Genomic DNA, 26,542 nt, shown 5'->3' on the forward strand with positions numbered 1-26,542 from the left:
TCGATGAACTTGCCTTCCTTTCCATCATTAGGATAAGGTCTTAAGAGCAGGGGGTGGATGGATGGGGGAAAGGGGTACTCCATGCTATTCCGCAAAAGGGTCTACAAGATCCCGCCGGAAATGGCCGACGACTTCAACCATTATTTCAATCGATTCGTCCATCCGGTTCAGATGAAATACGGAGCGAAACTGGTTGGTCGATGGACCAACGAGGGTAAGACTGAGGTGACGGCGATTTGGCAATATGCCGGCCTCTCTCATTACGAAGAAATCCAGAAGCACGTCGCAGCGGATCCGCTGTCCCGGAGAGAGCGGGAGGAATGCATCCGGGTTGGTCTGGATCTTAGCATGGTTTTGGTGGAGGAAGAATTTATCGGCAAATCCATCGATGAGTAGGATCTGGTTGATACGAGGGGGAAAGGTAACAACCTTGGAACCCGAGGAATCCCTCTCTCTCAAAAAAGCGTTTAGAGGTTAAAAGGATTACACGACCTTATCGAAGGCCGTGTGATGATGATCGCCTATCCCTTTTGTATAATAGAGGGGTTCGATCAGAACGGGGCGGGGAGATTTTTTGTCATTGGGAGATGAAAGCTATTGGGGAGTGTTCGGAGATACCTTCGTTTTATACGACCCTATCGAAAAGAAATCGCAACGACCATGGTTGTTGGCGTACTCAAGTTCGGCATTCCCCTCCTCCTGCCGTTGATCCTGAAGTATGTTGTCGATGACCTGTTATTGACGGATCGCCCTACGGAGGAGAAGTTGGATCGCTTGTTCTGGGTCTTGGCAGGTTCTTTTTTTGTATTTACGGTTTTGCGTTGGCCTATTGAATATTATCGACAGTATTTCGCGCAGTGGACAGCGAGTAAAGTGCTGTTTGACGTCCGCAGCCGTCTTTTTGCCCACTTGCAGAAGCTTTCGCTTCGTTTTTATAACAACCAGAAAGTTGGGCAGCTCATCTCTCGAGTCATCCATGATGTGGAACAGACAAAAGAATTCGTGGTGACGGGGATGATGAACATCTGGCTGGATATGATTACTCTTTTTATCGCCATCGGGATCATGGTTTGGATGGATCCGGGGATGACGCTCGTCTCTCTGGCAGTCTTTCCGCTATACGGGGTGGCGGTCAAATATTTCTACAAACGGCTTCGCCATTTGACCAGGGAGCGATCCCAGGCGCTGGCTGAAATGCAGGGACATTTGCATGAACGGATCCAGGGAGTTTCCGTGATCCGGGCCTTCAACCTTGAAAAGCACGAACAGGAGCAGTTTCAGGTGCAGAACCGCAATTTCCTGGATCGTGCCCTAGCCCATTCCCGTTGGAACGGGAAAACCTTCGCCGTCATCAATACGATTACGGATATCGCACCGATCCTCCTCATCGGTTTTGCTGCGTACCAGGTGATTGAGGGAGATGTAACCATCGGGGAGATGACGGCCTTTTACGGTTATCTCGGCCTGATCTACTCACCGGTTCGGAGACTGGTTAACGCGTCCACGACCCTCACTCAGTCTCTAGCCTCGATGGACCGGGTTTTCGAACTATTGGATGAGCCATACGATATCAAAGACCAGGCTGGAGCGGGTGAGCTAGGCCGTGCCCGGGGCGCCATCGCCTTTCATGATGTTCGTTTCTCCTATGGGAAGGGTGGAGAAGAAGTGCTGAAAGGAGTGGATCTGGAGATTAAGCCGGGACAAACGGTGGCGCTTGTAGGGATGAGCGGCGGGGGGAAGTCCTCCATCGTTTCTCTTATACCCCGGTTTTACGATGTCCAGGAAGGACAGGTGATGGTGGACGGACGAGATGTACGTGACTGGACCCTGGCCAGTTTGCGAGAACAGATCGGAATCGTTCTCCAAGATAACATCCTGTTTAGCGGAAGTGTGCTGGACAACATTCGGATGGGGAAGCCAGGCGCCTCCATGGAGGAAGTGGAGGCGGTTGCCCGGGCAGCCAATGCCCATGATTTCATCCTTGAACTCCCTCATGGGTACAGGACAGAGATTGGCGAGCGAGGGGTGAAACTTTCCGGAGGACAGAAACAACGGGTCGCCATCGCCCGTGTTTTCCTGAAAGATCCGGCAATCCTCATCCTGGACGAAGCTACCTCCGCTCTCGACTTGAAATCCGAGCAGTTGATCCAAGAATCTCTCAACCGCTTAGCGGAAAATAGAACGACGCTGATTGTGGCCCACCGCCTTTCAACGATCACCCACGCCGACCGAATCTATCTCATAGAAAACGGTCGAATCGTGGAAAAGGGAAGCCACGGGGAACTGATGAACGCTGGCGGTCGGTATGCGCGTCTCTTCAGTGTGCAAAATCTAGAAGGGGCAGGGGAACCGGCCAGTCATACGACCGGAGCACCTTGAACCATTGGGAGGAGAAACGAGTGGAAAAGTCATTCCCGATCAAATACGAATGGGATATCGTTGCCATTCGAAAGTCGGTGAGGGAACTGGCCCGGGAACATGGGTTCAGCGAATTGAACCAGGCCCGTATCGTGCAATCGGTATCTGAATTGGCCAGTAACGTCGTTCATCACGCAGTGGAGGGGATGGTTCAGGTGGAATCAGTCCAGGGAGAGGGCAAAGCAGGGATTCGGATTATCGTGCAGGATTTCGGGCCAGGCATCGAAGATCTAGATCAAATTATCCGCCTGTCTGAATCCCCTACTTCCATGGAAGGATACGGACTGAAGCAAGTGCGGGAACTGATGGATGAGTTCTCTATTCGTGCGGTGGACGGAAAGGGAACCTATGTATCTGTAACGAAATGGAAAGATGAGTCCGACCTGAGGCCCTCCGACTAAGATATCCACAACCGATGGAGAACGAAAATGGATAACTCTTCACCCTCCTTCTGTCCTCTACGTCCCCGGCATAAGCTTTTATAAGGAGACAGGCACGAAGGAGTGGGATGGAGGGATGAAGAAGGCGGTAGAACAGTTGAAAAGCATAGCACGTTGGCTGATCGTGCTGTTGCTTCTTTTTTCCGTCTTCTGTCAGGTGGAGGATTTTTGGGTGCGTGGAAAGCCGGGACAAGAGGCAACGGCTTTCGCTCCCTTGCTGATGCCCGGTTTGCAAGCCCGGGGCCAAGTCACACACAGAAGTTGGTTTCCTTTTTACATACGAGATACCGAGATCTCCCTGTTTTCCCGCCGGTCGGGAAGGTGGCGGTTTGAAGGAACGCTGTTGGAGAGGAGACAGGGCCTCTCTTCGGAAATCCGTCTGTTTCGGATGGATGCGAATACCTTACCCCGCTTTACACCGCCGAACATCCGCGGAAAACCGGAGAGCAAGGAGGCCGCCGTCTGGATGGCCCTGGAGGAAATGCCGCCCCATGCGCGGGTTCGCTTCTCTTTTTCTACCCGCCACCCCGTTTCGCCGGAAGGGCTACTCGATATGCTGTCTCCCTATCGGCTCCGCGTGGAGTGGATGCCGATCTGGGAAGCATCCGGGCCGCATTTGGCCCATCCCCTTGGTATTCCAGCCGGAGAAGAGGGGGGGATCACCCCAACCAACTTGCCGAAACGGCGGAGTTTGCTGATGGAAACATTGGGAGAGCAGAGTCGTCCAGTGAAGTGGCTGGGTGAAACCTTTGATCCAGCCCATCACAGGCAATTGTTGGCTTCGGGGCCCTTACGGGTATATGGCGCCGTCGTTGAAGGCTCCGTCGAAGAGATTCTGCGGCTGAGAGGGCTTCTGGAGCTTCGTCATCCGGAAATCATCGATACCGGTTTGCACTGACTATCCGATGGGATTTTTGTCAATAACCTCGCCGTCCTGGGTAGGGGACGGTTTTTATATGGCTTCTTTTCGACAGCGTTTTTTCCCTTCCAATGTGTATGTATCTATATTATGAACCTTTTAGGGCCGCTCTTGACGCTTATCGGAAGATACATCTAAAATGGTACTGAGCTATACTGCCATCTATTGTATACACTCTGCTAAATGATGGGGAAGACCCCATCATGCCTTCGTAGTCTTGACTAAATTTAGCATAAGCCGGTGTCGACAGACCGCGAAGCCTTTCGACGCTTCCGACCCCGGCCTAACACGCTGGGGCCCTGTCCTTTGAAGGACATGGACGGGGTTTTTCCAGCGCAGTTTTTTTGCGGTCTTTCCCAACTGAGATGAATGAGAATCCGCGGGTACCTGCGGGGCAGTATATTCGATTCTCTTTGGGCCCGGTCCATAGAAAGGAGGGGTACCGTGGAACGACCAATGACACAAGAACCCTCGGCAGGGTTTCTAACCGGCGAGGCGAGATCCGGGGTCTCGGGACGAGCTACGTGGAGGGATTTCTGGGTACTGACCAAACCGGGAATCAACGCGTCCAACCTAATGGCTGCATTTACTGGTTTCTGGCTGGCCGGGCACCATTCCTTCGATTTCGGTCTGTTGTTGGCTACCTTGCTGGGAACAGCCTTAGTTATCGCTGGAGGGTGCGCCGTCAACAATTATATCGACCGGGATATCGATCCGCTCATGGCCCGGACGAAAGATCGGCCTGTTCCTACAGGTCGTATCCGACCCCAAACAGCGCTATGGATGGGCCTCATTCTGGGACTGGCCGGGGTAGCTGTATTGGTAGCATTGGTTAACCCGCTCTCTGCTTTGCTGGCAGCCGTAGGCTTTTTTGTCTACGTCTTCGTCTATACGGCCTGGACCAAGCGAACGACGCCGCTCAATACCGTAGTCGGGAGCATATCCGGGGCCGTACCGCCGATGATCGGCTGGGTTGCTGTGACCGGTGGACTGGATTGGCCGGCTTGGGTGCTGTTTCTGTTTATGTTTGTCTGGCAGCCGCCCCACTTCTTTGCCCTGGCGATGATGAAGACGGAGGACTACCGGGCAGCTGGGATTCCTATGCTTCCTGTGGTGAAGGGTTTTGCAGAGACGAAGCGGCAGACGCTTTTCTTCGTGATTCTGATTTTGCCTGCCTCGTTGCTGCTCTATGCAGCGGGAGTGGTCGGCTGGATTTATCTCGGGACGGCTATCGTCCTTGGTGGCGGCTTCATTTATTTGGCTCTGTCGGGGTATTCATCGAAAGATGACGAGGCATGGGCGCGGAGGCTTTTCCTCTATTCCCTGTTTTACCTGACTTTGATGCAAGTTGCCATGTTTTTGGATCCTGCCGTTTTGGGCTGATAAATCGGGAAAGCTGAGCGGTATCTTTGCCGCTCGGCTTTATTTCCCAATAGCCTGACGGCGTTTTCATATATAAAATAGTGATCGGCTGATCCATCTGATGAGAGAAAGCGGGGTTACAGGGGTATGAGTCGAGGAAAATATTTTGGGCGGATTTTCTTTGTTTTCACCATGTTCGCCCTTTTGTTGACCGGTTGCGAAGAACCGATGTCGAATGTGCTCGACCCCCAGGGCGGGGCCGGGAAAGAGCAGCTCGCGCTTATTAATTTGAGCGTTTACATCATGGTTTTCGTCTGCGTAGTCGTCTTCGCGATCTATTTCTACGTACTTATCCGCTTTAAACAAAAGCCAGGGGACAACACCATACCTGAGCAAGTAGAAGGGAATATGAAATTGGAGTTGCTCTGGATTGTCATCCCGATCATTTTGCTGGTGATCCTGGCGGTTCCAACACTGCAAACGACCTTCTCCCTAGCCGAAAAAGCTCCCAAAGAGCAGAGGGATGACGTTGTTAAGGTGAAGGTGACGGCGCACCAGTTTTGGTGGGAGTTCGAATATCCGGAATACGGTTTCAAAACGGCCCAGGAGCTCCATATTCCGACGGGTAAGAAAGTCTTCCTGGAGTTGCAGTCCGATGATGTCGTTCACTCCTTCTGGGTTCCGAGCCTAGCTGGTAAAACCGACCTCGTACCAGGCCGGATCAACAGGATGAAATTGGATGCGGACAAACCCGGTACTTACAAAGGGCGCTGCGCCGAATTGTGCGGAGCCAGCCACGCGCTGATGAACTTCCAGGTGGTGGCAGAGAAACCCAGCGATTTCGACAAGTGGGTAGAAAAGCGGAAGAAGCCTTCCTCCGAACCGCAGACAGTTGCACAGAAAGAAGGCAAGAAAGTCTTCAGTCAGAACTGTATGAGCTGTCACGCGATCGATGGCACAAACCTGAAGGTCAAAGGGGATAAAGCCCCTAACCTAACCGGGTTCGGCGAGCGCAAGAAAGTGGCCGGCCTGATGGAAAACAACGAGGAGAACCTCGATCAGTGGCTGAAAGATCCTCAGAGTCTCAAACCAGGGACCTACATGCCCGGGTTCTCCCATCTGAGCAAGAAAGATATGTCCTCTCTGCAGGAGTATCTAAGGAGCCTTGAATAAGGCATCCAGACCGCAACTATTTTCCCCGAGGGGGATATGGTTGCAGATCCGATTGGAACGGAGGAGGGAACACCCTTGGCTACACTGGTTACCTTGATCGTCTTCGCCTTGTTCCTGGCGGCGATTCTGACCGGGGGCTACAACAAGCAAATGTTGGACCGGTTCCGGTCCCACTGGCTCTGGGATTGGATCACGACGGTCGATCATAAGAAAATTGGAATTTTGTACGCGATCGGCGGCGGTATCTTCTTTGTCATCGGTGGGATTGAAGCCCTGCTGATGCGTTTGCAACTCTTCTACCCCGATAACGATTTCATCGTGGGCCGCACGTTTAACGAATTGCTGTCCATGCATGGCACCACCATGATCTTCTTCGTTGCGATGCCGCTTCTGTTCGCCTTTATGAATGTGGCGGTACCGCTTCAGATCGGGGCGCGGGATGTCGCGTTTCCCTTCCTGAACTCCCTCGGTTTTTGGTTGTTCTTCGCCGGTGGTCTTCTGATGAACCTCAGCTGGCTGTTCGGGGGTGCGCCGGATTCCGGCTGGACCAACTATGTTCCCATCGCTCTCAACGAGTACAGTCCAGGTACCGGGATTGACTATTATGTCCTGGGCCTGCAGATATCGGGGATTGGGACGACGATGGGCGGTTTGAACTTCATTGCCACCATCATTAACATGCGTGCGCCGGGGATGACTTTTCTGCGTATGCCGTTGTTCACTTGGACCAGTTTCGTTGCTTCCGCGTTGATCCTGTTTGGATTTCCTCCGCTGACGGCAGGGCTGTTCCTGGTGATGTTCGAACGGCTATTCGGGGCTAACTTCTTCGATGTCGCCCTTGGGGGCAACCCGGTGATCTGGCAGCATCTGTTCTGGATCTTCGGCCACCCGGAAGTGTACATTGTTATTCTGCCCGCTTTCGGGATCATGTCCGATATCATCTCCACCTTTTCCAAAAAGCGTCTCTTCGGGTACACCTCCATGGTGTTCGCTACGCTCCTGATCGGGTTCCTCGGCTTCATGGTGTGGGCTCACCATATGTTTACCGTCGGTATGGGGCCTGTGGCCAACTCGATCTTTGCTATCGCGACAATGGCTATCGCCGTTCCGACGGGGATTAAGGTGTTTAACTGGCTGTTTACCATGTGGGGCGGAAAAATTACCTATTCGACAGCGATGCTCTATGCGGTAGGCTTTATCCCCACCTTCGTACTAGGCGGGGTGACCGGTATCATGCTGGCTTCGCCTCCCGCTGACTATCAGTACCATGACAGTTATTTCGTTGTGGCTCACTTCCATTACGTACTGATCGGCGGTACGGTCTTCGGTATCTTGGCGGGTCTCTACTACTGGTGGCCCAAGATGTTCGGTTACAAATTGAACGAAACCTTGGGGAAATGGAACTTCTGGTTGTTTTTCATCGGGTTCCACCTCACCTTCTTCATCCAACACTTTATCGGGCTGTACGGGATGCCGCGCCGTTATTTCACCTATCAGGCTGAAGATGGAATCACCCTCTTCAACCAAATCAGTACGGTTGGAGCTGTGCTGATGGGAATTGCCTCCATTGTGTTGGTGGTCAACTTCGTAGTTAGCTACCGTAACCGTAAAGAATTGGCCGCCGACAATGATCCCTGGGATGGTCGTACCTTGGAGTGGACGATCCCGTCCCCGGCGCCGGAGTACAATTTCGCCCAACTGCCTCGAGTACGCTCCTTGGATTGCTGGTGGCAGGAGAAGATGGAAGGTAATAAGGAAATGGAGCCGGCTGAACCCTTGGCCCCCATCCATATGCCGAGTTCTACCCATCTGCCTTTTGTCATGACCCTTGGATTTTTTGTTTCCGGCTTGGGCTTCGTCTTCCGTTCCGTCGAAGTCGGGGTCTTGGGCTTGATCGTGGTGTTGCTTACCATGTTCCTCCGTTCCTTTGAACAAGACCATGGTTACCACATCGAACTGGATGAAATTAAAAAGACGCAGAAAGGGGCGTAGGCACGATGAACACTGCAGAAGTGAAACATGCGGGGACATCTGCGCCGCTCCCTCCCCATCCGGAGAAAGCCACACTGGAAGGGCGCAACAAGGTTCTGGGAATGTGGTTGCTCATCGGTGCGGAGACCGTGCTGTTCGCCTGTCTGTTCGGCACCTATCTGGCTCTGAAAGGGTCCACTTTGGACGGCCCTACCCCGGCTGAACTGTACAATATCCCGATGGTGGCCGTTGCCACTTTGCTCCTGCTCACCAGCTCGCTGACCAGCGTGCTGGGAATTGTGGGGATGCACCAGAACAATGTGAAGAAGACACAATTCTGGTTCGGGGCGACGGTACTCCTGGGAGCCGCGTTCCTCGGGTTGGAGATCTACGAGTTTTTCGAGTATGTCCATGAAGGGCACACCTTTACCGGCAGTGCCTTCGGATCGGCCTTCTACACCTTGATCGGCACCCATGGATCTCACGTGCTGTTCGGGATCAGCTGGATCACCGCGCTGATGATTCAGGTGGCCCGCCGAGGCCTCACGCTGGAGACCACTCCGAAGTTGTATGTTGCCAGCTTGTACTGGCACTTTGTCGATGTGGTCTGGGTGTTCATCTTTACCGTCGTCTACCTGATGGGGAAGGTGGGTTAACCGATGGAAAGTAATATCGAACAGAATACACAAACCACGCATGCAGCACCTAGCGGCACCAAATACGTGATGTCTTTTGTCTGGATGATTCTCTTGACCGCTGCTGCATTTGCGGCCGTAATGCTTCAAGTCATTCCCGATGCGATGGTGATTCCATTTATTATCGCTCTGGCCGCGGTTCAAGTGATTCTGCAGCTTTTTACCTTCATGCATCTAGATTTGAAAAACAATTGGCTAACGGTGATGTTCACCTTTACCGGACTTGGAATCGGCCTCATCTGTGCGATTGCCCTCTGGCTGATCTCCTGATGAAAGTCGGGCATCTCCCCCTTGCTTTCGGCGAGGGGGAGACCCATATTTGCGGAGAAAACCGCTGGAAAGGAGGAGCTTTCCATGCATCAACACCATGGAGACCCGACAATTCCAGATTTTTGGGGTATTTTAAGCCCTGGTACCCTTCTCATAACCTTGGTTCTGGCCGTTCTTTATTTTGCGGTCATCGGTCCTTGGAAGGACCGGATTGGCGGGGCGGGTCAATCGGTACAGATTAGCCAGAAAATCTCTTTTGTCTGCGGGCTGCTGATCTATTATTTGGCTACAGGTCCAGTGCAGGCTTTTGCCCCTCTGCTCTTCAGCGCCCATATGACGGAGATGGCTCTGATCTACTTGGCAATGCCTCCGCTCCTTTTGTTCGGAACGCCTGCTTGGCTGATTCGGCCCCTTTGGAACGGGAAGAAACGGGAACGGGTACTCCATTTCTTCACCCAACCTCTGATTACCCTGATCCTGTTTAACGGATTTTTCTCCCTCTACCATCTGCCGGTGGTCTTCGACACCGTCATGAGTTACGGGTGGCTGATGTCCTTGTCTCATTGGGTGTTGACCGTCAGTGCTTTCCTGATGTGGTGGCCGGTGATCTGCCCGCTACCGGAGAAGGACCATCTTAGCCACCTGCAAAAGATGGCTTACATCTTTGGCGACGGCGTGTTGCTCACTCCAGCTTGTGCTATCATCGCCTTCTCCGACGTACTTTTATACAGCACATACCAGGGAGGGAGCCAGGTATTTTCTTTCCTGCAGCCCCTGGACGATCAATCCCTAGGCGGAGTCGCGATGAAGATCATTCAGGAATTGGCGTATGGGGGGGTTCTCGGTTATACCTTTTTCCAGTGGGTGAAGAAGCAGCGCCGAGAGGATGCGGATGAGCTTGCTGCCCGCAAAAAAGAAAAAGACACCGATGTTTCCAGCGTATCCTTTAACCACTAAGGAAAAGATACCAGTGGAAAGAGCCTGTGCGTTTGCCCAGGCTTTTTTTGTATAAGAAACGACAGGCGGCGACGTTTCCCGGGAAATGACACTGTTCCTGAATCTCCCGCGCCGGATTATCGGGAACTGGCACCCACACGAACATGTTCTATGATAAATATAAAAATGGCAGTAGTTAAACGGATATAAATAGAAAATGATGTTGGTTATCCTACGAAAAAGTCCTCTGAAAGGTCCAATATCCCAAATTGGCTGCTACCAAGCCACAATCTTGGTTTGGATGAAAGCGCTGACCTCTGAAAGAAAGGGTCGGCGCCTTTTTGTTTGGCGAATCGCTTTGCCGATGGCTTTGCCCATGATTCTAATTCTGCAATCATGGCACCCGTTCCTGGCACCTGTTCGGTATTCCTGCATAGGATGCATATCGGGTCAAATCCAATTGAAACGATTTCACTTGATAACGAAATGGGGTCCGTTGGAAAACGACAGGTTCAGGGGGATAGGGTGTATGCAGAGATTGCTGGTCCTGGCATTGATCGGTTTTGTCGCCCAGTTGATTGATGGTTCCTTGGGAATGGCCTACGGAGTGACTTCCACTTCCTTGTTACTGGTGTTTGGAATCGCCCCGGCAGTCGCTTCTGCATCCGTTCATATGGCGGAAGTGGTGACGACTGCAGCTTCCGGAATCTCGCACTGGAAATTTAATAATGTGGATCGTACCATGGTCAAACGGCTGATGGTACCCGGATCGATCGGTGCCTTCCTGGGAGCTTGCTTTTTGAGCAGTCTCCCAGGGGAAATCGTGAAGCCCTATATTGCCTCTTTTTTGTTCCTGCTCGGATTCTACGTTCTTTTTCGTTTTCTTTACTCGCGTCCAGGAAAAGGATCCACTCAGGAGGGCCCACCGGGTAAATGGACGATCCCTCTCGGCCTTTTTGCCGGTTTTGCTGATTCGACGGGAGGTGGGGGCTGGGGGCCGTTGACAACGCCGATCCTCCTCTCTCGCAAAGGCATGGAAGCCCGTAAAGTAATCGGTTCCGTGGATACGAGTGAGTTTGCCATAGCTGTCTCCGCAACGCTTGGGTTTTTGATCTCCCTGGGCTGGCAAGAATTGAACTGGACTTGGGTCGGGGTACTAATGCTGGGTGGAATAGTTGCCGCTCCTATTGCAGCTTGGTTTGTCAGGATTATTCCTTCCTATATTCTGGGTGTTCTGGTTGGCGGGTTAATTCTAATCACCAACGCAAAAACCCTCCTCCTCTGTATTCCGGCCATTCCGGTAGAATGGCATATCGGTGTATACGGGTTGCTTTCCCTGTTGTGGATCACCTGCCTGGTAGGAGCCATCCTCCGTCAAAGACGGGAAAAAAGAAAGGGTGCATAGACCAGCTGCCGGTTAAGGCGAACAGTGAAAAGCGTGAAGCATAAAACACGGAGGTTCAACCGATGGTGAACCCTCCGTGTTTTTTTGTCCATCAGACGTGTACATTTCGCCAAGTACACCAATTATTACATAAATCCGTGCTGTTTTTGGAATCGTAATTCGAGATGAGACTCTGTGCGCTGTCGGATGGACGGCGGGAAAGGGTGTTCCATGAACGGACCGTATATACGGGAAGGTACCGGGGGAAAGTGGGCGGATGCCCGATCCGTGCCCGCAAGCTTTCTGGAGCTGACCAAACCGGGAATCATCCTGTCTAACCTATTGGCCTGTGCGGCTGGTTTCTGGCTGGGTAGCGGGGGGAATCCAGACTGGGTTCGTTTTTTGATGACCTTGGGGGGGACAGCCCTGGTGATTGCTGGCAGTTGTACGCTAAACAACTGGATCGATCGAGATATCGATCGATTGATGGAACGAACCCGCTACCGCCCTCTTCCCACGGGGCGCATCACCCCGGCTCAAGCTCTGTTGGCTGGATTCGGTTTGACTACAGGCGGGTTGTTGACGCTTCTGTATCGAGTGAATGAGCAGAGTGCCTTATTGGCTGCTTCGGGAGCATTATCCTATGTTGTCGTCTACAGTTTGTGGCTGAAACGGGTCACCACGTGGAACACCGTGATCGGTAGCTTTTCTGGAGCAATCCCGCCCCTGATCGGTTGGGTTGCTGCCTCCGGGACGGTAAATGTTGGAGCATGGGCGCTGTTTGCCTTCCTTTTCCTTTGGCAACCCCCCCATTTTTTCGCCCTCGCAATGTTGAAGAAAAAAGACTACCAGCGGGCGGGAATTCCGATGTTACCTGTGGTGAAGGGGAGCCGAGCGACACGGGGTCAGATCCTGTTCTTCGTATCCATTCTTTTACCGGTGTCTCTCTGGCTTCACGCTGTTGGAGTAGTGGGGCTGGGCTACTTCATGGTTGCACTGGTCTTGGGGGGGATCTATCTCTTCTTAGCCATGACAGGTTGGCGACCGGATAGGGAAGAGCGGTGGGCCAGGCTTCTCTTTCGGTATTCCTTGATCTATCTGTCGGGAATGCTGGCGGCGATGATCTTCTTTGTCCAGTAGGATGGATAGAATTCTCCATATTCGTTGTGAAGCTGTTCCTAGGTTTTTAGAAAGAGGGGTTCGATAACATGAAGCGATTTGCACCAGTCGCCATTCCCGGAGTACTGGGTGCTTTGTTAACCCAGTCGGGCTGTGCTAACCCATCGATATCCGTTGTCGATCCGACGGGGCCGGTGGGAAGAGCCCAGCTCAATCTGATCTATCTGGCTACGGGGATCATGACCCTGGTAACTGTGGTCGTCGCTGTCATCTATATTTACGTGGTGTTCCGTTTCCGGGAGAGACCCGGGCAGACTCATATCCCGGAACAAGTGGAGGGGAGCAAAAAGTTGGAGATTCTGTGGACGGTGATCCCCATCGTCCTGCTTGTCATCCTGGCGGTTCCCACCATTACCACCACCTTGAACATTGACCGAAAACCGGCTCCCGACGATGCCATCCGCATCAATGTTGTCGGTTACCAATACTGGTGGGGGTTTGAATATCCTGGGGCAGGGGTCACAACCGCCAATGAAGTCCATATTCCGACAGGGCAAAAAGTGAAGTTTATCATGAAGGCTCACGATGTCATTCATGCCTTCTGGGTGCCCAGTCTCGGCGGTAAACAGGACTTAAGCCCTGGAAAAAATACCCGTTTGATTTTGCAGGCGGATAAACCGGGGGTCTATGAAGGGAAGTGTACAGAACTATGCGGAGCAGGGCATGCCTTGATGAACTTTCGGGTGATCGCCCATCCGCCGGATGAATTCGATGCATGGATCCGATCCAGAAAGAAGCCGGACTCCCGTGGGAAGAGTGTCATGGCCCGGGAAGGACAGAAGCTGGTGGCTCAGAACTGCATCGGCTGCCATGCGATTCGGAATGCCGGCTATCGGGTCTTAGGTAAAAAAGGCCCTGACCTGACCGCCTTTAGCGAACGAACCCGGATTGCCGGTGTCATCGATAACAACGATAAAAACCTGACAGCCTGGTTGAAAAATCCCCATGCAGTCAAACCGGGCAACCGGATGCCCGCATTTGACCACCTGAGCGACAAACAGATCCGGGCCATTGTCCGGTATCTTCGTGAACTAAAAGGAAGCAGCTGATGACAAGGAGGGATGGATTTCCATGACCACGTTAATTATTCTCATTGTTTTCGCCTTGTTTCTGTCGGCCATCCTGACCGGCGGTTATAACAAGAGATATTTGGAGCGGATGGAACAGACATGGCTCTGGAGCTGGATCACGACCGTCGATCATAAGCGGATCGGGATCCTGTACCTGATTGGGGGCGGTCTCTTTTTTGCAATCGGTGGGTTGGAAGCACTCCTGATCCGTTTGCAATTGATGTTTCCTAACAATCAATTCATTGTCGGGGATATCTATAACCAACTATTGTCGATGCATGGTACGACAATGATCTTCCTGGTCGCTATGCCGTTGCTGTTTGCCCTGATGAATGCAGTGATTCCCCTGCAAATCGGGGCAAGGGACGTAGCCTTCCCCTTTCTAAATGCTCTTGGGTTCTGGCTGTTTTTCGCTGGTGGGCTTCTTCTCAATATGAGCTGGCTATTTGGTGGTGCGCCCGATGCAGGTTGGACCAGCTACGCCACCCTGGCTCTTCCTGAATACAGTCCCGGCCCGGGGGTCAATTACTACGTACTAGGGTTGCAGATTTCTGGGATTGGAACGCTGATCAGCGGGATCAACTTTTTGGTGACGATTATCAACATGCGAGCTCCGGGTATGAGCTATCTGCGCCTTCCGATGTTCACCTGGGCCAGTTTCGTCACTTCAGCTCTGATTCTGTTCGCTTTCCCTCCTCTGACTGCAGGTCTGTTTATGCTGATGTTTGATCGTCTCTTTGACACGAACTTCTTTGCTGTTCACGGTGGAGGGAATGTGACGGTATGGCAGCACGTTTTCTGGATATTCGGTCACCCGGAAGTGTACATTATCGTTTTGCCTGCCTTCGGTGTCTTTTCTGACGTGATCAGCTCCTTTTCAAAAAAGCGCCTCTTCGGTTATCACTCCATGGTATTTGCCTTGGTATTGATTGGCTTCCTCGGGTTTATGGTTTGGGTTCACCACATGTTTACGGTGGGTCTCGGGCCGATTGCCAACACGATTTTCGCCATTGCAACGATGGCGATTGCCGTTCCGACGGGAATTAAGGTGTTTAACTGGCTGTTTACCATGTGGGGCGGGCGAATCCGGTTTACAACCGCCATGCTTTTTGCCTCCGGCTTTATCGTCACCTTTGTCATGGGAGGGGTAACCGGGGTGATGCTGGCGGTTCCACCGGCAGATTACCAATTTCACGACAGTTATTTCGTGGTGGCTCATTTCCATTACGTGATGGTGGGGGGAACCATCTTCGGTTTTTTCGCGGGTCTCTATTATTGGTGGCCCAAGATGTTCGGATCCCTGCTCAACGAAAAACTGGGGAAATGGCATTTCTGGGCTTTTTTCCTCGGGCTTCACCTCACGTTTTTCCCTCAGCATTTCCTGGGTTTGTTCGGAATGCCGCGACGTGTATACACCTGGGAGGCGGGCTACCATCTGGAGTGGGGAAACCTTCTTTCCTCCATCGGAGCATTCCTGATGACTGCGGGGGTCTTTTTCCTCGTCTATAACGTGTTGTGGTCGCTGTCCAAGGGGAAGCCGGCAGGGAACGACCCGTGGGACGGGCGCACCCTGGAATGGTCGGTTTCATCTCCGCCTCCGGAATACAATTTCGCCCAGACACCCCTCATTCGCGGGTTAGATCCCTGGTGGCTGGAAAAGCGGGAGGGAAATGATCGGATGCCGGCAGCAGAACCGTTGGCCCCCATCCACATGCCTTCTCCCTCTTATCTCCCATTTGTCATGTCCCTTGGTTTCTTTATCGCTGGTTTTGGTTTGGTTTTTCAGAGCTGGCAGGTGGGAGTGTTGGGCTTGCTCGTTGTGATTGTGATCCTGTTTATCCGCTCCTTCCAGGAGGATCACGGCTATCATATCCGACCGGATGAATGGACAGAGAAAGGGGTGGAAGGCTGATGCACATCGAAGAACAGACGGGTACCGTGGCAGGTCTCCCCGCCGAGCCGGAGAAAGCGACTCTGGAGGGAAAGAACAAAGTGCTCGGTTTCTGGCTCTTTCTGGGGGCAGAGACTACTCTTTTTGCCACCCTGTTCGGGGCGTACCTTTCCCTCAAGGGAGCGACCATGGAGGGACCGACACCCCAAGAGTTATACCAGATGCCGATGGTGGCTGCGTCGACGCTGGTCCTGCTCACCAGTTCTCTCACCAGCGTGCTGGCCATCATCGCTATGCGCAGAAACGAAGCTGATCGAATGCTCCGCTGGTTTCTGGTTACCATTCTCCTCGGAGCGGTTTTCCTCGGCCTGGAAGCCTATGAGTTTTTCGAATATGTCCATGAGGGGCACACCTTTACGAGCAGTGCCTTTGGGTCCAGTTTTTATCTTTTATTGGGAACTCATGGAAGTCACGTCCTCTACGGCTTTTTCTGGATTCTATCCCTGATTATCCAGGGGAGAAACAAGGGGATTACCGTCCATACGGCGCCCAAGTTTTACGTGGCCAGTCTTTACTGGCACTTTGTCGACGTGGTCTGGGTATTCATTTTCACGGTCGTCTACCTGATGGGGATGATGCCCTAAAGGGGTATTTGGGCAAGGAAAAGGGAATGGAGGCGTCCGAGAATGGATGCACTGGTTAAACAATTTCTGACACCGGGCATGTGGAATTTGGGGCTCAACCTGGTTGTCGTCGCCCTCGGGGTCGTTTATTTGGCGGCGACCGGCCCTTGGCGCCCCATGTCGTTAAAGACGGTTACCACTGGACAAAAAATGCTCTTTTTAACCGGTCTGGCCCTGTTCTACATAAGCCTGGGCAGCCCGATGGCCTTAATCGGCCACGAGCTGTTTAGTGTCCATATGCTGCAACAGTCGATCCTCTACCTGATGATGCCTCCCCTCCTGATCCGGGGTATTCCCGACTGGATGTGGCGGAGGGGAATGAAGGTTCAGTGGTTGGAACGGTTCTTCGCTCTCGGCCAACGTCCTCTCCTGTCCCTCCTCCTATTCAACGGTCTCTTCTCCCTTTACCATGTGCCGCAAATCTTTGATGCGCTGATGGGGGACGAACTTCTCCATCTCCTCTCTCACATGGTGTTGATTCTGACCGCTTCCCTCATGTGGTGGCCGGTGGTCACCCCGCTGCAGGAGAGGACGGTTCTTTCCCCCTTGCGAAAAATCGCCTATATCGCCGCCGCCGGAGTGCTCCTGACCCCAGCTTGCGCCCTGATCATCTTTGCCGATCACTTACTCTTTGCCTCCTATTCGGGGGGCGATCCCCTATTTCCCATCCTATCTCCCAGAGATGACCAGCAACTGGGAGGCGTGATCATGAAGGTCCTGCAAGAGATCATCTATGCTTCTGCCCTGGCCCACGTCTTCTTCCAATGGGTGAGGGAAGAACGGGAGAAGGAAGAGAGGGAAGCTGTCCCTTCTTCCGGGAAACCAGTCCCTTCTGCCTCCCACTTACATGTTGTGGAGGGTGGAAAAAAGGAGGGCGGTTGAGCGGGGATAAAAAAGAGCCAAGCCTCCTGTGTAGGGGGCTTGGCTCTTACGATATGTTGTACATCAAAGCTTTGAATAACTAGGTTCCAATAGTTGAACTTAAGCACGGTAGCGGGAGTCAGGGAAAGGGGGTTTTACTTATATATAAACTCCCAAACCCAGAAGAAGAATGCACTAGAAAAAGAGTAATAATAAAACTCGTCATTCAGAAGTGGATTATAATTATAATTAAATACAGGGAAAATTAGAAAGATAATAAAGAAGGAGAATATTGTATATATAGATAAAGATCGAAAGGTAAATGCAGAAGATTTATACTTATTAATTAATACCAATCTTATTGGCAGTGCAAACAGAGAGAATAACAAAAAGAAAATAGTAATAATAATAAATAACTTGCCGAATATGGACTCTGACTCAATTAATTCTTCGATACCGTATTCCAACACTAAATAGGTTAAAGACATACAAATAGACGATAAAAGAATTGATTTCATGTGTTTTTTAAGCAAAAAACCAACTCCTAAAATTTTCAAAAATAAGGCGAGAGGTATCCTTAAGAAGGATACCTATACACCTCTTAACGTGTGAAAACACCGAAACAGGTTTGTTACTCTTACAGAGAGACATTGAAGAACTCTTGTGGTGCCCCAGGGATTAAAAAAAGAAAATCAGATTTGCTACTCACCTTGTATTTGTGTATTGTTTGTACTGGTGCATCGCTGTTTTGAAGAGCGATATAGAACTCATGGTTTGGCGCTTTGTCATGTGCACCTTTTACTACAAGAGAAGGTTTATTAGTAAGTGTAGCTTCATAGAAATAATTTATATTTGGATATTCATCACCAAAGGGAATTCCTACGTCGTGCTTTACTCTCCATTTTATTTCTTTATTGCTTACCTTATCTTTAAAGACTTCGATACCACTATCACTGGCTGTTTTCTTTTCGATTACATTTTTACAGTCTTTGTCCTTGCACCTTTCTGATTGCCCAATTTTTTTATCATACTTAAATTTTTTAGAGGGAGAAAAATAAGTATAAATGTCAGACCTAGTTCTAAAAGATCTTGCAAAAAAACCAAAACCCCTATTATCACCTTTTAAGTAAGTACTATTAAATGGTTTGGGATCCTCCACAGATTTATAAGGTATAAAAGTTGTATACCGTACAAGATAGTTCATCCAATTTTTACTTCCAGGTAAGCGCTTTGCCGCTTGTGTTTTCACAAAAAGATCTTCTTGCTTCAAAAAGCTTTCTTTTTTAACAGGTGTCCTGATCTTGTTTGATAAAGTCCCTGTTACTTCGAATAATTTTTCTTTCTTCTCCTTTGTCATCTCTTTATAATTATTTTTGATATAATTATTTATTTCCTTCCTCCTATCTTTGCTAACTCTAGTCTTTGCCATTACTTTATATTCATAATTCATACCTTTTAAAGTTCCGTTATCTACGAATTTATTTTTTTGGTTTTGCCAATATATCCTCCATTACGGTAAATTTCAAAATATCCATCTCTATCAGGTAGATAATCCCACTCTAAAACAACACTTTTAGATGTAGCAACCAGTTTTAACATGTTGGAGTTAATGTACCTTTCCATGTTTCGTTCATTTTTATCTTGGTCTTTCTCCACTGCAATAAAATCATTTGATTGCGGAGAACCCGTTTTTATGGAAACAACTTCACTCAATTTACCTTTTTTGTAGATTCCTACTTTGTAATTTTCCCTTTCGCTCCTCAATTCTTCATTCCAAACCCTTTCACTGCCTTTATACACTATATTTCCATTATTAAAGACTTTATAGTAGTCCGTTTTCGGATTGGTTAAATTTATTTTATTATTTATTTCGGTATATTCCATAATCGGTTCAGTTGCATTAGATTTATTTGTGAAAAAGAAAAAACTGACGAACACAAGAATGAAGGCTAATATTTTTTTCATTGATATCCCACCCATTAAAATTATTATTGTAAATGACATCTAGGTACAACAGCTCATATGTATGCACTTATAGTCAGTACATTCATCCTCCTTTATACCAAAATACTGGTTTGTTTTTATAACTACAATATACCTAATTCAAAACCAAAAATCAACCAATATATATTTTAGCTTGCTAAAGAGTATGTGTATTTGAACCTAATTCAAAAATAATTAGATAGTTGTTATACTGTGTGTATACACGACATGATTTAACTCCCGAACAGTGGGAACCACGATCAAGCCCCTTCTACCGCCTTGTTAAACAAGGTCGGGGACGACCAAGGACAGATGACAGAAAGGCCATGAATGGGATCTTGTACGTGCTAAAAACGGGCTGCACATGGTCCGATATGCCTTCTCAGTACGGCTCCCCCGTAACCTGTTAACGTCGTTTAAACCAGTGTCAAAAGATGGAGCCTGGGAACGGATTTGGCAAGCGCTCCTGTAACAAATGGATCAGCAACAGAAGTTGGATTGGACGGAATCTTTGCGAAAAAAGGGGAGAGAAAACCAAGTGGGGGAAGGGATCCAGGGTGATTCTGGTATCCGATGGAAACGGCCTGCTAATGGGGATCCATGTCACCAGCGTACGACGCACGAAATTACCGTGGCGCAGGAAACGTTGGAAAACAGGTTCGGGTTCCGCAGAAACGGGGCACACAATCGCCCCAAGGAGTTGGTAGCCGATCAAGCCTATGACAGCCGCAGTTGGCGTCAATATTTACGAAAGAGAGGAGCAAGGCCTACTATGCCACAAAGAAAGCATCGGAAGCCAAAACAGGGACGGCCGATTTACGTGGGATCGGCTTATCGAAAGCGCTAGAAAGTCGAGCGCTTTTTTGCGTGGATGGATAATTATTGCCGCCGTTTGGTGGTTCATTATGACAAGGCTTTTTGTCTTTCAGCTCTCATCCTCTGTCCATCAATTGAATTTCGGAATAACTCTAGTACATATATTCGATTTTACACATTAATTTTTAACTGCGAAAATTGAGGTTGTAACGGATAGTAATGGTTAAATAAGTATAAAACTTGTTCCTCGTACCGAAAATTTTAAATCACCTAGAAAATGATATATTTAAATTAGCTTTGGTGAAAACATACCAATCCAGTTCTTTGAATCAATGGTATAGAGAGGGGTTTATTTTCTGAGGTTCCCCCTCCCTCTATCCTTATTAACAAGGTGGGGTCAAAATTGCTGCTTTATGCAACAAGAAAAATCATTGTGTCTGTATTGTCAACTTTAGTCATTGTGTTGGGATATTATTTAGGTAATTTAGTTAACGATATGGCTTCTTTTATGATGTTTTTTTTAATATTTTTTTGCTTATTTTCAACTTATGGGACCATAATATCGTTATTATCTGAAAAGATAGCAAAAGTAAATTTAATTACCTCTTTGGGTATATATTTATTGGGTGGGATTCTTTTCCCGCTTTTTTTCGACATTATAGAGATAGCGCCAAACTTTCACCTTTTATTAAATATAGATGGTTATTATAAATTTTTGCTACTCGGTCTTATTTCTTCTTTTGTATATTGGCTTATTGACAAGAGTTGTAGTATATATAATTAATTCGCCTATAAAAAAACAAAGGGAGCGGTTGTTTTGTAAAAGTGGTTTTTGGTTGCATTAGCTGCTAGTTTGCTTTTTGGCTTTTCCACTTTTACACCAAATCAATTATTTGCATTCAGTAAAAAGGAGATTGATGTACATACAAAAAGCACTAGCAATTCAATTAAAATAAGTTGGGAAGGCGGAAATGAAAACTTTGAATTGGATTTATTTAACGAAAATGGCAGTTTTTCTAAAGTTTGGTCTGGAAACAAAAGTGAATATGAGATAAAAGATTTAGAACCAGGAAAGGAGTACAAAGTAAAATTAACCCATGGCGGTCTTTCTGGTAAAAGTGATTATGTTATCGTAAATACATCAACTAAGAAAACCAAAAGTCAGATTAGGCAAAAAAATCTATTATGCAATCAAGTGGGATAACAGATAGAAGTAAAGGAAAGGAAATCTACTTTCCTATGGAAGAGGGTTTGATCCCTGGGCTAGCAGTTTTAGAACACGCTCAGATGTTTATGTAACCTGGGATTATAAAACAAAAAATCTAATGATGTAAAAATGAACCCATCAACTAGAATCACAGTTGGTTATGATAAAGATAAAAAACCTATCGGGGAAGGTAAAGCACCTGAGTCTGACATGCAATTATCAAGGGTGTCTAACACCGGAAAATCAGTTACTCATTGGGTCAAGCTAGAATCTAAAATACCTCTTTTGGATTTAGTTCCTGCGATTGACGCAGAGTATGGAGCAAAGGTCTACAGAAATGGTACAGGCCATGTAGAAGGTACTAACGACCAGGCACCCTCACATGAATTTTATATTGCACCCTATGCAACTGGTGGTGGCTGGAAAAAGATAATGACTCATAAACATGTAGACTTTAAATACTTATTCCCTCCATTCCCAAATAACGAATATAAAGTAGATTTGAGATAATTGGTGCAGATAAAAAAACGATCCATTGTAATATATTACAATGGATCTGAGGCTGCTGACAAAGTATGCAGGTCAGCAGCCTTTTTCTGTCGAAAAAGATCCCCTTTTGTTTGACCTTTCCGAACGAATGTTCTTGTATTTTGGCGTCGTTTCTTGTAAAATAAAGGTGTCCCTCGATACTCTCTTACTGCTGTGGAAGACGGCTCCCGACCTGGGCCGTTTTTTTGTTTTGGTGAAGGATTACTCTGTTGAAATAGCCGGATCCGCCTGAACTTTATGGGGGATAATCTGCATGAAATGTACCTTCAAGCCTTGAAGGAGGGAGCCGATTTTATCGGCTTCTTTTTCTTGGCCGGTTTCAAGAAGCACTTGTTGGTAGGCGTCGAGCAGTTCGGTCAAATCGTTTTCTCCTGTATCGGACAGGGGTTGCAGGGTAACTTTAGCCCCTTTGGCGATGCGGCGGGCTAGAGCCGCTTCATCGAGGCCCATCTCTGGTAGCAGGCGGAGGTAGACGACACCCCCTGTCATGCCGGCGCAGATCCAGGGGCCGGGGTCCCCGAGGACAACTCCCCGTCCGTTAGTCATGTATTCGAAGGCGAAGCCTTTGATATTGGCTCGGGCGCCTAGAAGGCCGAAATTGTCTCGGAGTGATTCCCGGGGTTCACCGGCAATCAGGATGTCGGCTCCTGAAAGCCGGATACCGGCACGGGAATCGGCATCCCCTTGAACGATGAAGAGGCCTTTCTGGGCGCCGTAACAGAAGCCCTTGCCTACGGAGCCGTTGATGTATCGGCGGTTGGCGCCGGGAGCTTTCAACACTGCGACGCGGCCGCCGAAAGAGGTCTTACCGACACCATCCTGGGCCCCCCCTTTTACGGTGACGGTGATCCCCTCGGTGTTAAAAGCGGCAAGGCCGTTTCCCGGTATGGATCCTTCAGCGAACTGAAGATGGACTCCGGAAAGGTTTTTGTAACTGCCATCCAGGTGGTTACGGACTCGGGCACCGGAGACATCTGCTGCCAGTACCCGGTGGGTGGCGTGAACGGGACCGTAGGAATGGGTGCCGGGTTGGCTGAAGGCAACGACATCCTTCTGTACTCCTTCTCCTTCTGCCCCAGCGGCGATAAACAGGTTCGTTTCTTCTGCTTCTGTAGGGGTCTTCCGCTTCCAGCCATCGGGGACTGGTCGCAAGAGGTCGGCCAGGGAGAGGCGATCCAGAGCCCGTGTTTGAATCAATAAATCAGACCGGCCCACCATATCGGATAGTCGTTGGAAACCCAGTTGGGCGGTCAACTGGCGCACCTCATTCCCAAAAGCGGTGAACATGCGTTTTAAGCCAGCGACAGCGTGTTCGGGAACGCGGGGAACAAATCGGCGCAGGCCGTGTTCCTGGGCTTCCTCCTCGGTTTCAATCTGGGTGGCGATGCCCACGTGGCAGGTGTCCAAGTGACAGCCACGGCAAGTGGTGCAGCCGATGGCCAGCATCGCCAGTGTCCCAAACCCGATTCGATCTGCGCCCAGCAACACCAATTTAACTACGTCCAGACCGCTTTTTACCCCGCCGTCGGCCCAAATTTCCACCTGGTCCCGGATACCCGCCTCCACAAGGGCGACATGGGCTGCTTTAACCCCGATCTCCGCCGGTAAACCCACATGTTGCAAAGCGTGAATCCGGGCGGCTCCGGTACCGCCGTCAAAGCCGGACAGGGTGATGATATCAGCACCGGCCTTCACGATTCCGACGGCGATCGTCCCGATGTTGGGAACGATGGGTACCTTAACGATGACGCGAGCGTTACGATTTGCGGTCTTCAATTCGGTGATAATCTGGGCCAGGTCCTCGATGGAATAGATGTCATGGTTATTGGAAGGGGAGATCAGGTCGGTTCCCGGAGTGGCGTTCCGCGCGGCTGCCACTTTGGCTGACACCTTTTTACCCGGGAGGTGTCCTCCTTCACCGGGTTTAGCGCCCTGACCGATCTTGATTTCCAGAATATCAGCGGAATTGGCCAATTCGACATTGATCCCGAATCGTCCGGAAGCAATCTGGTGGCCCCGAGTTTTCCGGTAGCGGCCGTACATATCCTTGATCTCGCCGCCCTCGCCGTTGAGGCTGACCATGTTGAGCTGTTCCGCCGCTTCGGCGTAGGCGCGGAAGGCGGTTTCGTTTTGGGAACCGAAGGACATGGAGCTGATGACGAAAGGGAGGTCATGCCCTCCAACCCCGATCTCCACCTGGTCGGGATGGATCGGGTTCTTTTGTGCCTTTGCCAGGCTTAGGTTGAGGTCCGTCACGTGGCGGAGGCTGAGGGGATCGTTGATTTCCAGTCCTTCCAGTTTCTCTTTGAAATCGTCATATTCGATGGAACCTTCCGCCACCTGGACGATGGACTTCCAGATTCGGGGCCATAGCTGAAAGGATCGCCCCGGACGTGCTTTTTCATTGGCCATTTCCTCGTAGCGGGCTTTTGAATCGGCGAGAAGATCAGCAAAAGTCGTTCCTGCCTCGGAGGAACCGGCATAATTGGCGATTTGAAGGATATCGGCCACTTCGGGAGCGAAGCCGATCGAAGAGAAGAGACGGGCGTAACCCCGCAATTCGTGAATGCCGATGGTGGAGAAGATTTTCTCTAATCCTTTATTGATCGCTTCAAATAGGAGGCCTTCTTTCCTTTCCTCATCCTCCAGAATCGTGGCGAACATCAGGTAAGGGGAAACGGCATCCGCACCCAGCCCGAGGGCTACTGCTGTATCGTGCAGGTTACGAATGGCGCCGGAACGAAGGACCAATCCCGCCCGGCGGCGGAGGTTTTGCCCGCCGCCCCCAACTTCTGCCACTTTCAGGCTCTGATCCAGTTTGGAGACTGCTAGGTGAGGATCGAGGAAGAGGCGGTTTTCCTGATGGCAACCTGTGTCATCCAAAACGAGGAGGGTTTTTCCTTCCCGGATCGCCCGGACCGCCTGCTCCGCCAATTGGTCAAGGACTTCGGGAATGGAAAGGCCAAGGGGGAAATGGAGGGGGAGCACAGCTAGTTGATTATCGGCTTTAAATGTAGCCAGTAACTCTTCATAGGATAGGGTATCGAATTTTCGCCGAAGGGAAAGGCCCTGCTCCCCTTCGACCAGGATCGGGGAGGGGAGTTCCACCAGGATCTCCTCCGCTGGCGAACCCGTCAGAGGAGGACGGGTTCCGAGGAGAACACGGGTGGAAAAGTGCTCCTGTTCTCGTTCCCGATCAATGGCAGGGTTGGTGACGACAGCGACGCTTTCTTTGATATAGTCCGAAATATTGTGACGGTTTTTGGCCAGGGCGGCCAGAGGGGAATCGTGACCAAGGGAACGAATCGGGTCACTTCCGGTGTCGGCCATCTGTTCGACCAGTTTGATATGGTCCCTGTCCCAACCGTAGGCTGCATATTGACGGCCTGTGGGGACGGAGAGGTTGTAAATATCGCACTCCATTTCTTCGGGAGAGGCCAAGAATCGCTTGCGGCCTGAGAAAATCGTCCGTTTTTCAATGCGCTCAAACACTTTTCGCTGCAGGAGGTGGTGGGGGATGATTTTGACGTTGGGTTTTAGTTCGACCCCAACCGTTTCACCAGGGGCGAGGGGCTTTGGTTCTGCCGTCATTTCATGAACGGGGATAATTCCTTGCTCTGAGGAAAAGTAAAGACAATGTTCGCTCTCCACCTGCCAAAGGGGCCGCAAGCCGAGAGCGTCAACACTAAAGGCACACTCATCTCCATATCGGGAAACGATCCCAGCCGGTCCCTGGGCGAAAGGTCCCCAGGTCTGCCTCAGCCAGGCATAAAGATCCTGTATAGCCTCCGGCAGGTTGCCGATCTCATGCACAATGGTGGGAAACACCGTCTCAATCGCCTCGAACAGGGTGAAGCGGTAGCGATGGATCAGGGTTTCAACCACTCGGTTCAAATCTTGGGAATCACTTCCGTTATCGGCCAGCGGGACGCCGATCATCCGTGCTTCGTCCCGGAGTTTGCGTATCGTGTTGATTTCCCCATTGTGCCCTAGGACAGAAAAAGGCTGGACGCGGAAAAAGTTGGAGAGCGTATTGGTGGAGTATCGGTTATGGCCAATGGTAACGGTTGATTGGAATTCCGCTTTGGTTAGATCATGAAAATACTTGGGCAACAGACTGGCGGCCCCCATCACCTTGTAGACGGCAGTCCGTTCGCTGATGGAAGCTGCCTGGACGGGCATTTCTTCCTCGATCTCTACTGTCAGGCTAAAAAGGCGAGCGGAAAGGTTTCCCGGAGTCTCCGTATCCGCTTTCAAACCCAGCTGCCAAAAAAGCGGCTCATCGGCACGTCCGTTGGGGCCCAAGACATCGCTGTTGACGGCTCCCGCCTCTTCGAGAAGGAGTTCTAGCCCGCAGTCCATCAGCTTCTGTCGGATTTTTTCCTGGATGGAGCCGACGGGCTTTTCCGTCCCACAGGGAATAAAAAAATGGGCGACAACAAATTTGGAGGAATAGGCGAGTGCGGCATCCATTCCGGAACGGGCCAATTTTTGAGCCCACAGTGTCCGTGGGATGTCTGTCAAGATCCCACACCCGTCCCCTTCGCCGTTGATAAAACCGGATCGGTGTTCCATCTTGATGAGGGCCTCGATGGTGTTTCGCATGTTTTGGTGGGTAGGATTTCCGTCCTTTTCAATAACGGCCACGATCCCGCAGCTGTCATGCTCATCGGCCAGCAGATTTCGAAAGCGTCCCAGTTCAGTCTGGATTTTCTGCATGAATAAACACCTCCGG

General features: G+C 50.2%; 23 protein-coding genes. 20 read left to right on the forward strand and 3 right to left on the reverse strand.

Features of this window, described 5'->3' with window-relative positions; genetic code table 11:
• Positions 1–81: 81 nt before the first annotated feature.
• The 16 genes from ACFOUO_RS12720 to ACFOUO_RS12795 all read left to right on the forward strand — a co-directional run bounded on the left by ACFOUO_RS12720 (position 82) and on the right by ACFOUO_RS12795 (position 17,273).
• Entirely contained in the window at positions 82–396 is a 315-nt protein-coding gene (locus tag ACFOUO_RS12720) for an NIPSNAP family protein (RefSeq protein ID WP_380705487.1), read from the forward strand.
• Between the two features lie 201 nt (positions 397–597).
• Positions 598–2,379, forward strand: coding sequence for an ABC transporter ATP-binding protein (locus ACFOUO_RS12725; RefSeq protein WP_380705488.1), 1,782 nt, complete (start codon positions 598–600; stop codon positions 2,377–2,379).
• Positions 2,380–2,399: 20 nt separating this feature from the next.
• Positions 2,400–2,819 (forward strand): anti-sigma regulatory factor, encoded by a 420-nt coding sequence (locus ACFOUO_RS12730; RefSeq protein WP_380705489.1) that lies wholly within the window; start codon positions 2,400–2,402, stop codon positions 2,817–2,819.
• 115 nt (positions 2,820–2,934) lie between these two features.
• Positions 2,935–3,756 (forward strand): hypothetical protein, encoded by an 822-nt coding sequence (locus ACFOUO_RS12735; protein WP_380705490.1) that lies wholly within the window; start codon positions 2,935–2,937, stop codon positions 3,754–3,756.
• 465 nt (positions 3,757–4,221) lie between these two features.
• Positions 4,222–5,160: a heme o synthase gene (gene cyoE, locus ACFOUO_RS12740; protein ID WP_380705491.1), complete on the forward strand. Its 939-nt coding sequence runs from the start codon at positions 4,222–4,224 to the stop codon at positions 5,158–5,160.
• A 126-nt stretch (positions 5,161–5,286) separates the two neighbouring features.
• On the forward strand, positions 5,287–6,312 hold the full coding sequence (coxB, locus tag ACFOUO_RS12745) for a cytochrome c oxidase subunit II (protein WP_380705492.1): 1,026 nt from the start codon (positions 5,287–5,289) through the stop codon (positions 6,310–6,312).
• 150 nt (positions 6,313–6,462) lie between these two features.
• Positions 6,463–8,304, forward strand: a complete 1,842-nt coding sequence (ctaD, locus tag ACFOUO_RS12750) for a cytochrome c oxidase subunit I (RefSeq protein WP_380705579.1) — start codon at positions 6,463–6,465, stop codon at positions 8,302–8,304.
• Positions 8,305–8,309: 5 nt separating this feature from the next.
• Complete coding sequence (locus tag ACFOUO_RS12755) at positions 8,310–8,939, forward strand: cytochrome (ubi)quinol oxidase subunit III (protein ID WP_380705493.1); 630 nt, start codon at positions 8,310–8,312, stop codon at positions 8,937–8,939.
• Positions 8,940–8,942: 3 nt separating this feature from the next.
• The gene (locus tag ACFOUO_RS12760; protein ID WP_380705494.1) at positions 8,943–9,248 is read left to right on the forward strand and encodes a cytochrome C oxidase subunit IV family protein; all 306 of its coding nucleotides are present in this window, start codon (positions 8,943–8,945) and stop codon (positions 9,246–9,248) included.
• Between the two features lie 84 nt (positions 9,249–9,332).
• Complete coding sequence (locus ACFOUO_RS12765) at positions 9,333–10,205, forward strand: cytochrome c oxidase assembly protein (RefSeq protein ID WP_380705495.1); 873 nt, start codon at positions 9,333–9,335, stop codon at positions 10,203–10,205.
• Between the two features lie 508 nt (positions 10,206–10,713).
• The gene (locus tag ACFOUO_RS12770) at positions 10,714–11,589 is read left to right on the forward strand and encodes a sulfite exporter TauE/SafE family protein (RefSeq protein WP_380705496.1); all 876 of its coding nucleotides are present in this window, start codon (positions 10,714–10,716) and stop codon (positions 11,587–11,589) included.
• A 210-nt stretch (positions 11,590–11,799) separates the two neighbouring features.
• Positions 11,800–12,708, forward strand: coding sequence for a heme o synthase (gene cyoE, locus ACFOUO_RS12775; RefSeq protein ID WP_380705497.1), 909 nt, complete (start codon positions 11,800–11,802; stop codon positions 12,706–12,708).
• A 68-nt stretch (positions 12,709–12,776) separates the two neighbouring features.
• Positions 12,777–13,796 carry a cytochrome c oxidase subunit II gene (coxB, locus tag ACFOUO_RS12780; RefSeq protein ID WP_380705498.1) on the forward strand — a complete coding sequence of 340 codons (1,020 nt, stop codon included), beginning with the start codon at positions 12,777–12,779 and terminating at the stop codon, positions 13,794–13,796.
• Between the two features lie 109 nt (positions 13,797–13,905).
• Entirely contained in the window at positions 13,906–15,729 is a 1,824-nt protein-coding gene (ctaD, locus tag ACFOUO_RS12785) for a cytochrome c oxidase subunit I (RefSeq protein ID WP_380705580.1), read from the forward strand.
• The gene (locus tag ACFOUO_RS12790) at positions 15,729–16,352 is read left to right on the forward strand and encodes a cytochrome (ubi)quinol oxidase subunit III (protein WP_380705499.1); all 624 of its coding nucleotides are present in this window, start codon (positions 15,729–15,731) and stop codon (positions 16,350–16,352) included. The genes ctaD (ACFOUO_RS12785) and ACFOUO_RS12790 overlap by 1 nt, the downstream gene beginning before the upstream one ends.
• Before the next feature lie 42 nt (positions 16,353–16,394).
• Positions 16,395–17,273: a cytochrome c oxidase assembly protein gene (locus ACFOUO_RS12795; protein WP_380705501.1), complete on the forward strand. Its 879-nt coding sequence runs from the start codon at positions 16,395–16,397 to the stop codon at positions 17,271–17,273.
• Between the two features lie 616 nt (positions 17,274–17,889).
• Here ACFOUO_RS12795 and ACFOUO_RS12800 read toward each other — a convergent pair.
• Positions 17,890–18,681, reverse strand: coding sequence for a DUF3238 domain-containing protein (locus ACFOUO_RS12800; RefSeq protein WP_380705502.1), 792 nt, complete (start codon positions 18,679–18,681; stop codon positions 17,890–17,892).
• Between the two features lie 41 nt (positions 18,682–18,722).
• A complete protein-coding gene (locus ACFOUO_RS12805) occupies positions 18,723–19,217 on the reverse strand; it encodes a hypothetical protein (RefSeq protein ID WP_380705504.1) in 495 nt (164 codons plus the stop codon).
• Between the two features lie 233 nt (positions 19,218–19,450).
• Between ACFOUO_RS12805 and ACFOUO_RS12810 the strand changes: the two genes are divergently transcribed.
• The 4 genes from ACFOUO_RS12810 (at position 19,451) to ACFOUO_RS12825 (ending at position 21,768) form a co-directional block, all read left to right on the forward strand.
• Positions 19,451–19,645 (forward strand): transposase, encoded by a 195-nt coding sequence (locus ACFOUO_RS12810; protein ID WP_380705505.1) that lies wholly within the window; start codon positions 19,451–19,453, stop codon positions 19,643–19,645.
• Between the two features lie 809 nt (positions 19,646–20,454).
• The gene (locus ACFOUO_RS12815) at positions 20,455–20,835 is read left to right on the forward strand and encodes a hypothetical protein (RefSeq protein ID WP_380705506.1); all 381 of its coding nucleotides are present in this window, start codon (positions 20,455–20,457) and stop codon (positions 20,833–20,835) included.
• A 48-nt stretch (positions 20,836–20,883) separates the two neighbouring features.
• On the forward strand, positions 20,884–21,255 hold the full coding sequence (locus ACFOUO_RS12820) for a fibronectin type III domain-containing protein (RefSeq protein ID WP_380705507.1): 372 nt from the start codon (positions 20,884–20,886) through the stop codon (positions 21,253–21,255).
• A gap of 132 nt (positions 21,256–21,387) precedes the next feature.
• On the forward strand, positions 21,388–21,768 hold the full coding sequence (locus tag ACFOUO_RS12825) for a hypothetical protein (protein WP_380705508.1): 381 nt from the start codon (positions 21,388–21,390) through the stop codon (positions 21,766–21,768).
• Positions 21,769–22,008: 240 nt separating this feature from the next.
• Here the strand turns inward: ACFOUO_RS12825 and ACFOUO_RS12830 are convergent, their stop codons facing one another.
• Positions 22,009–26,526: a glutamate synthase-related protein gene (locus tag ACFOUO_RS12830; protein WP_380705509.1), complete on the reverse strand. Its 4,518-nt coding sequence runs from the start codon at positions 26,524–26,526 to the stop codon at positions 22,009–22,011.
• Positions 26,527–26,542: the final 16 nt, after the last annotated feature.

The organism is Salinithrix halophila, from assembly GCF_042650125.1.
GTDB classification, from domain to species: domain Bacteria; phylum Bacillota; class Bacilli; order Thermoactinomycetales; family DSM-45169; genus Salinithrix; species Salinithrix halophila.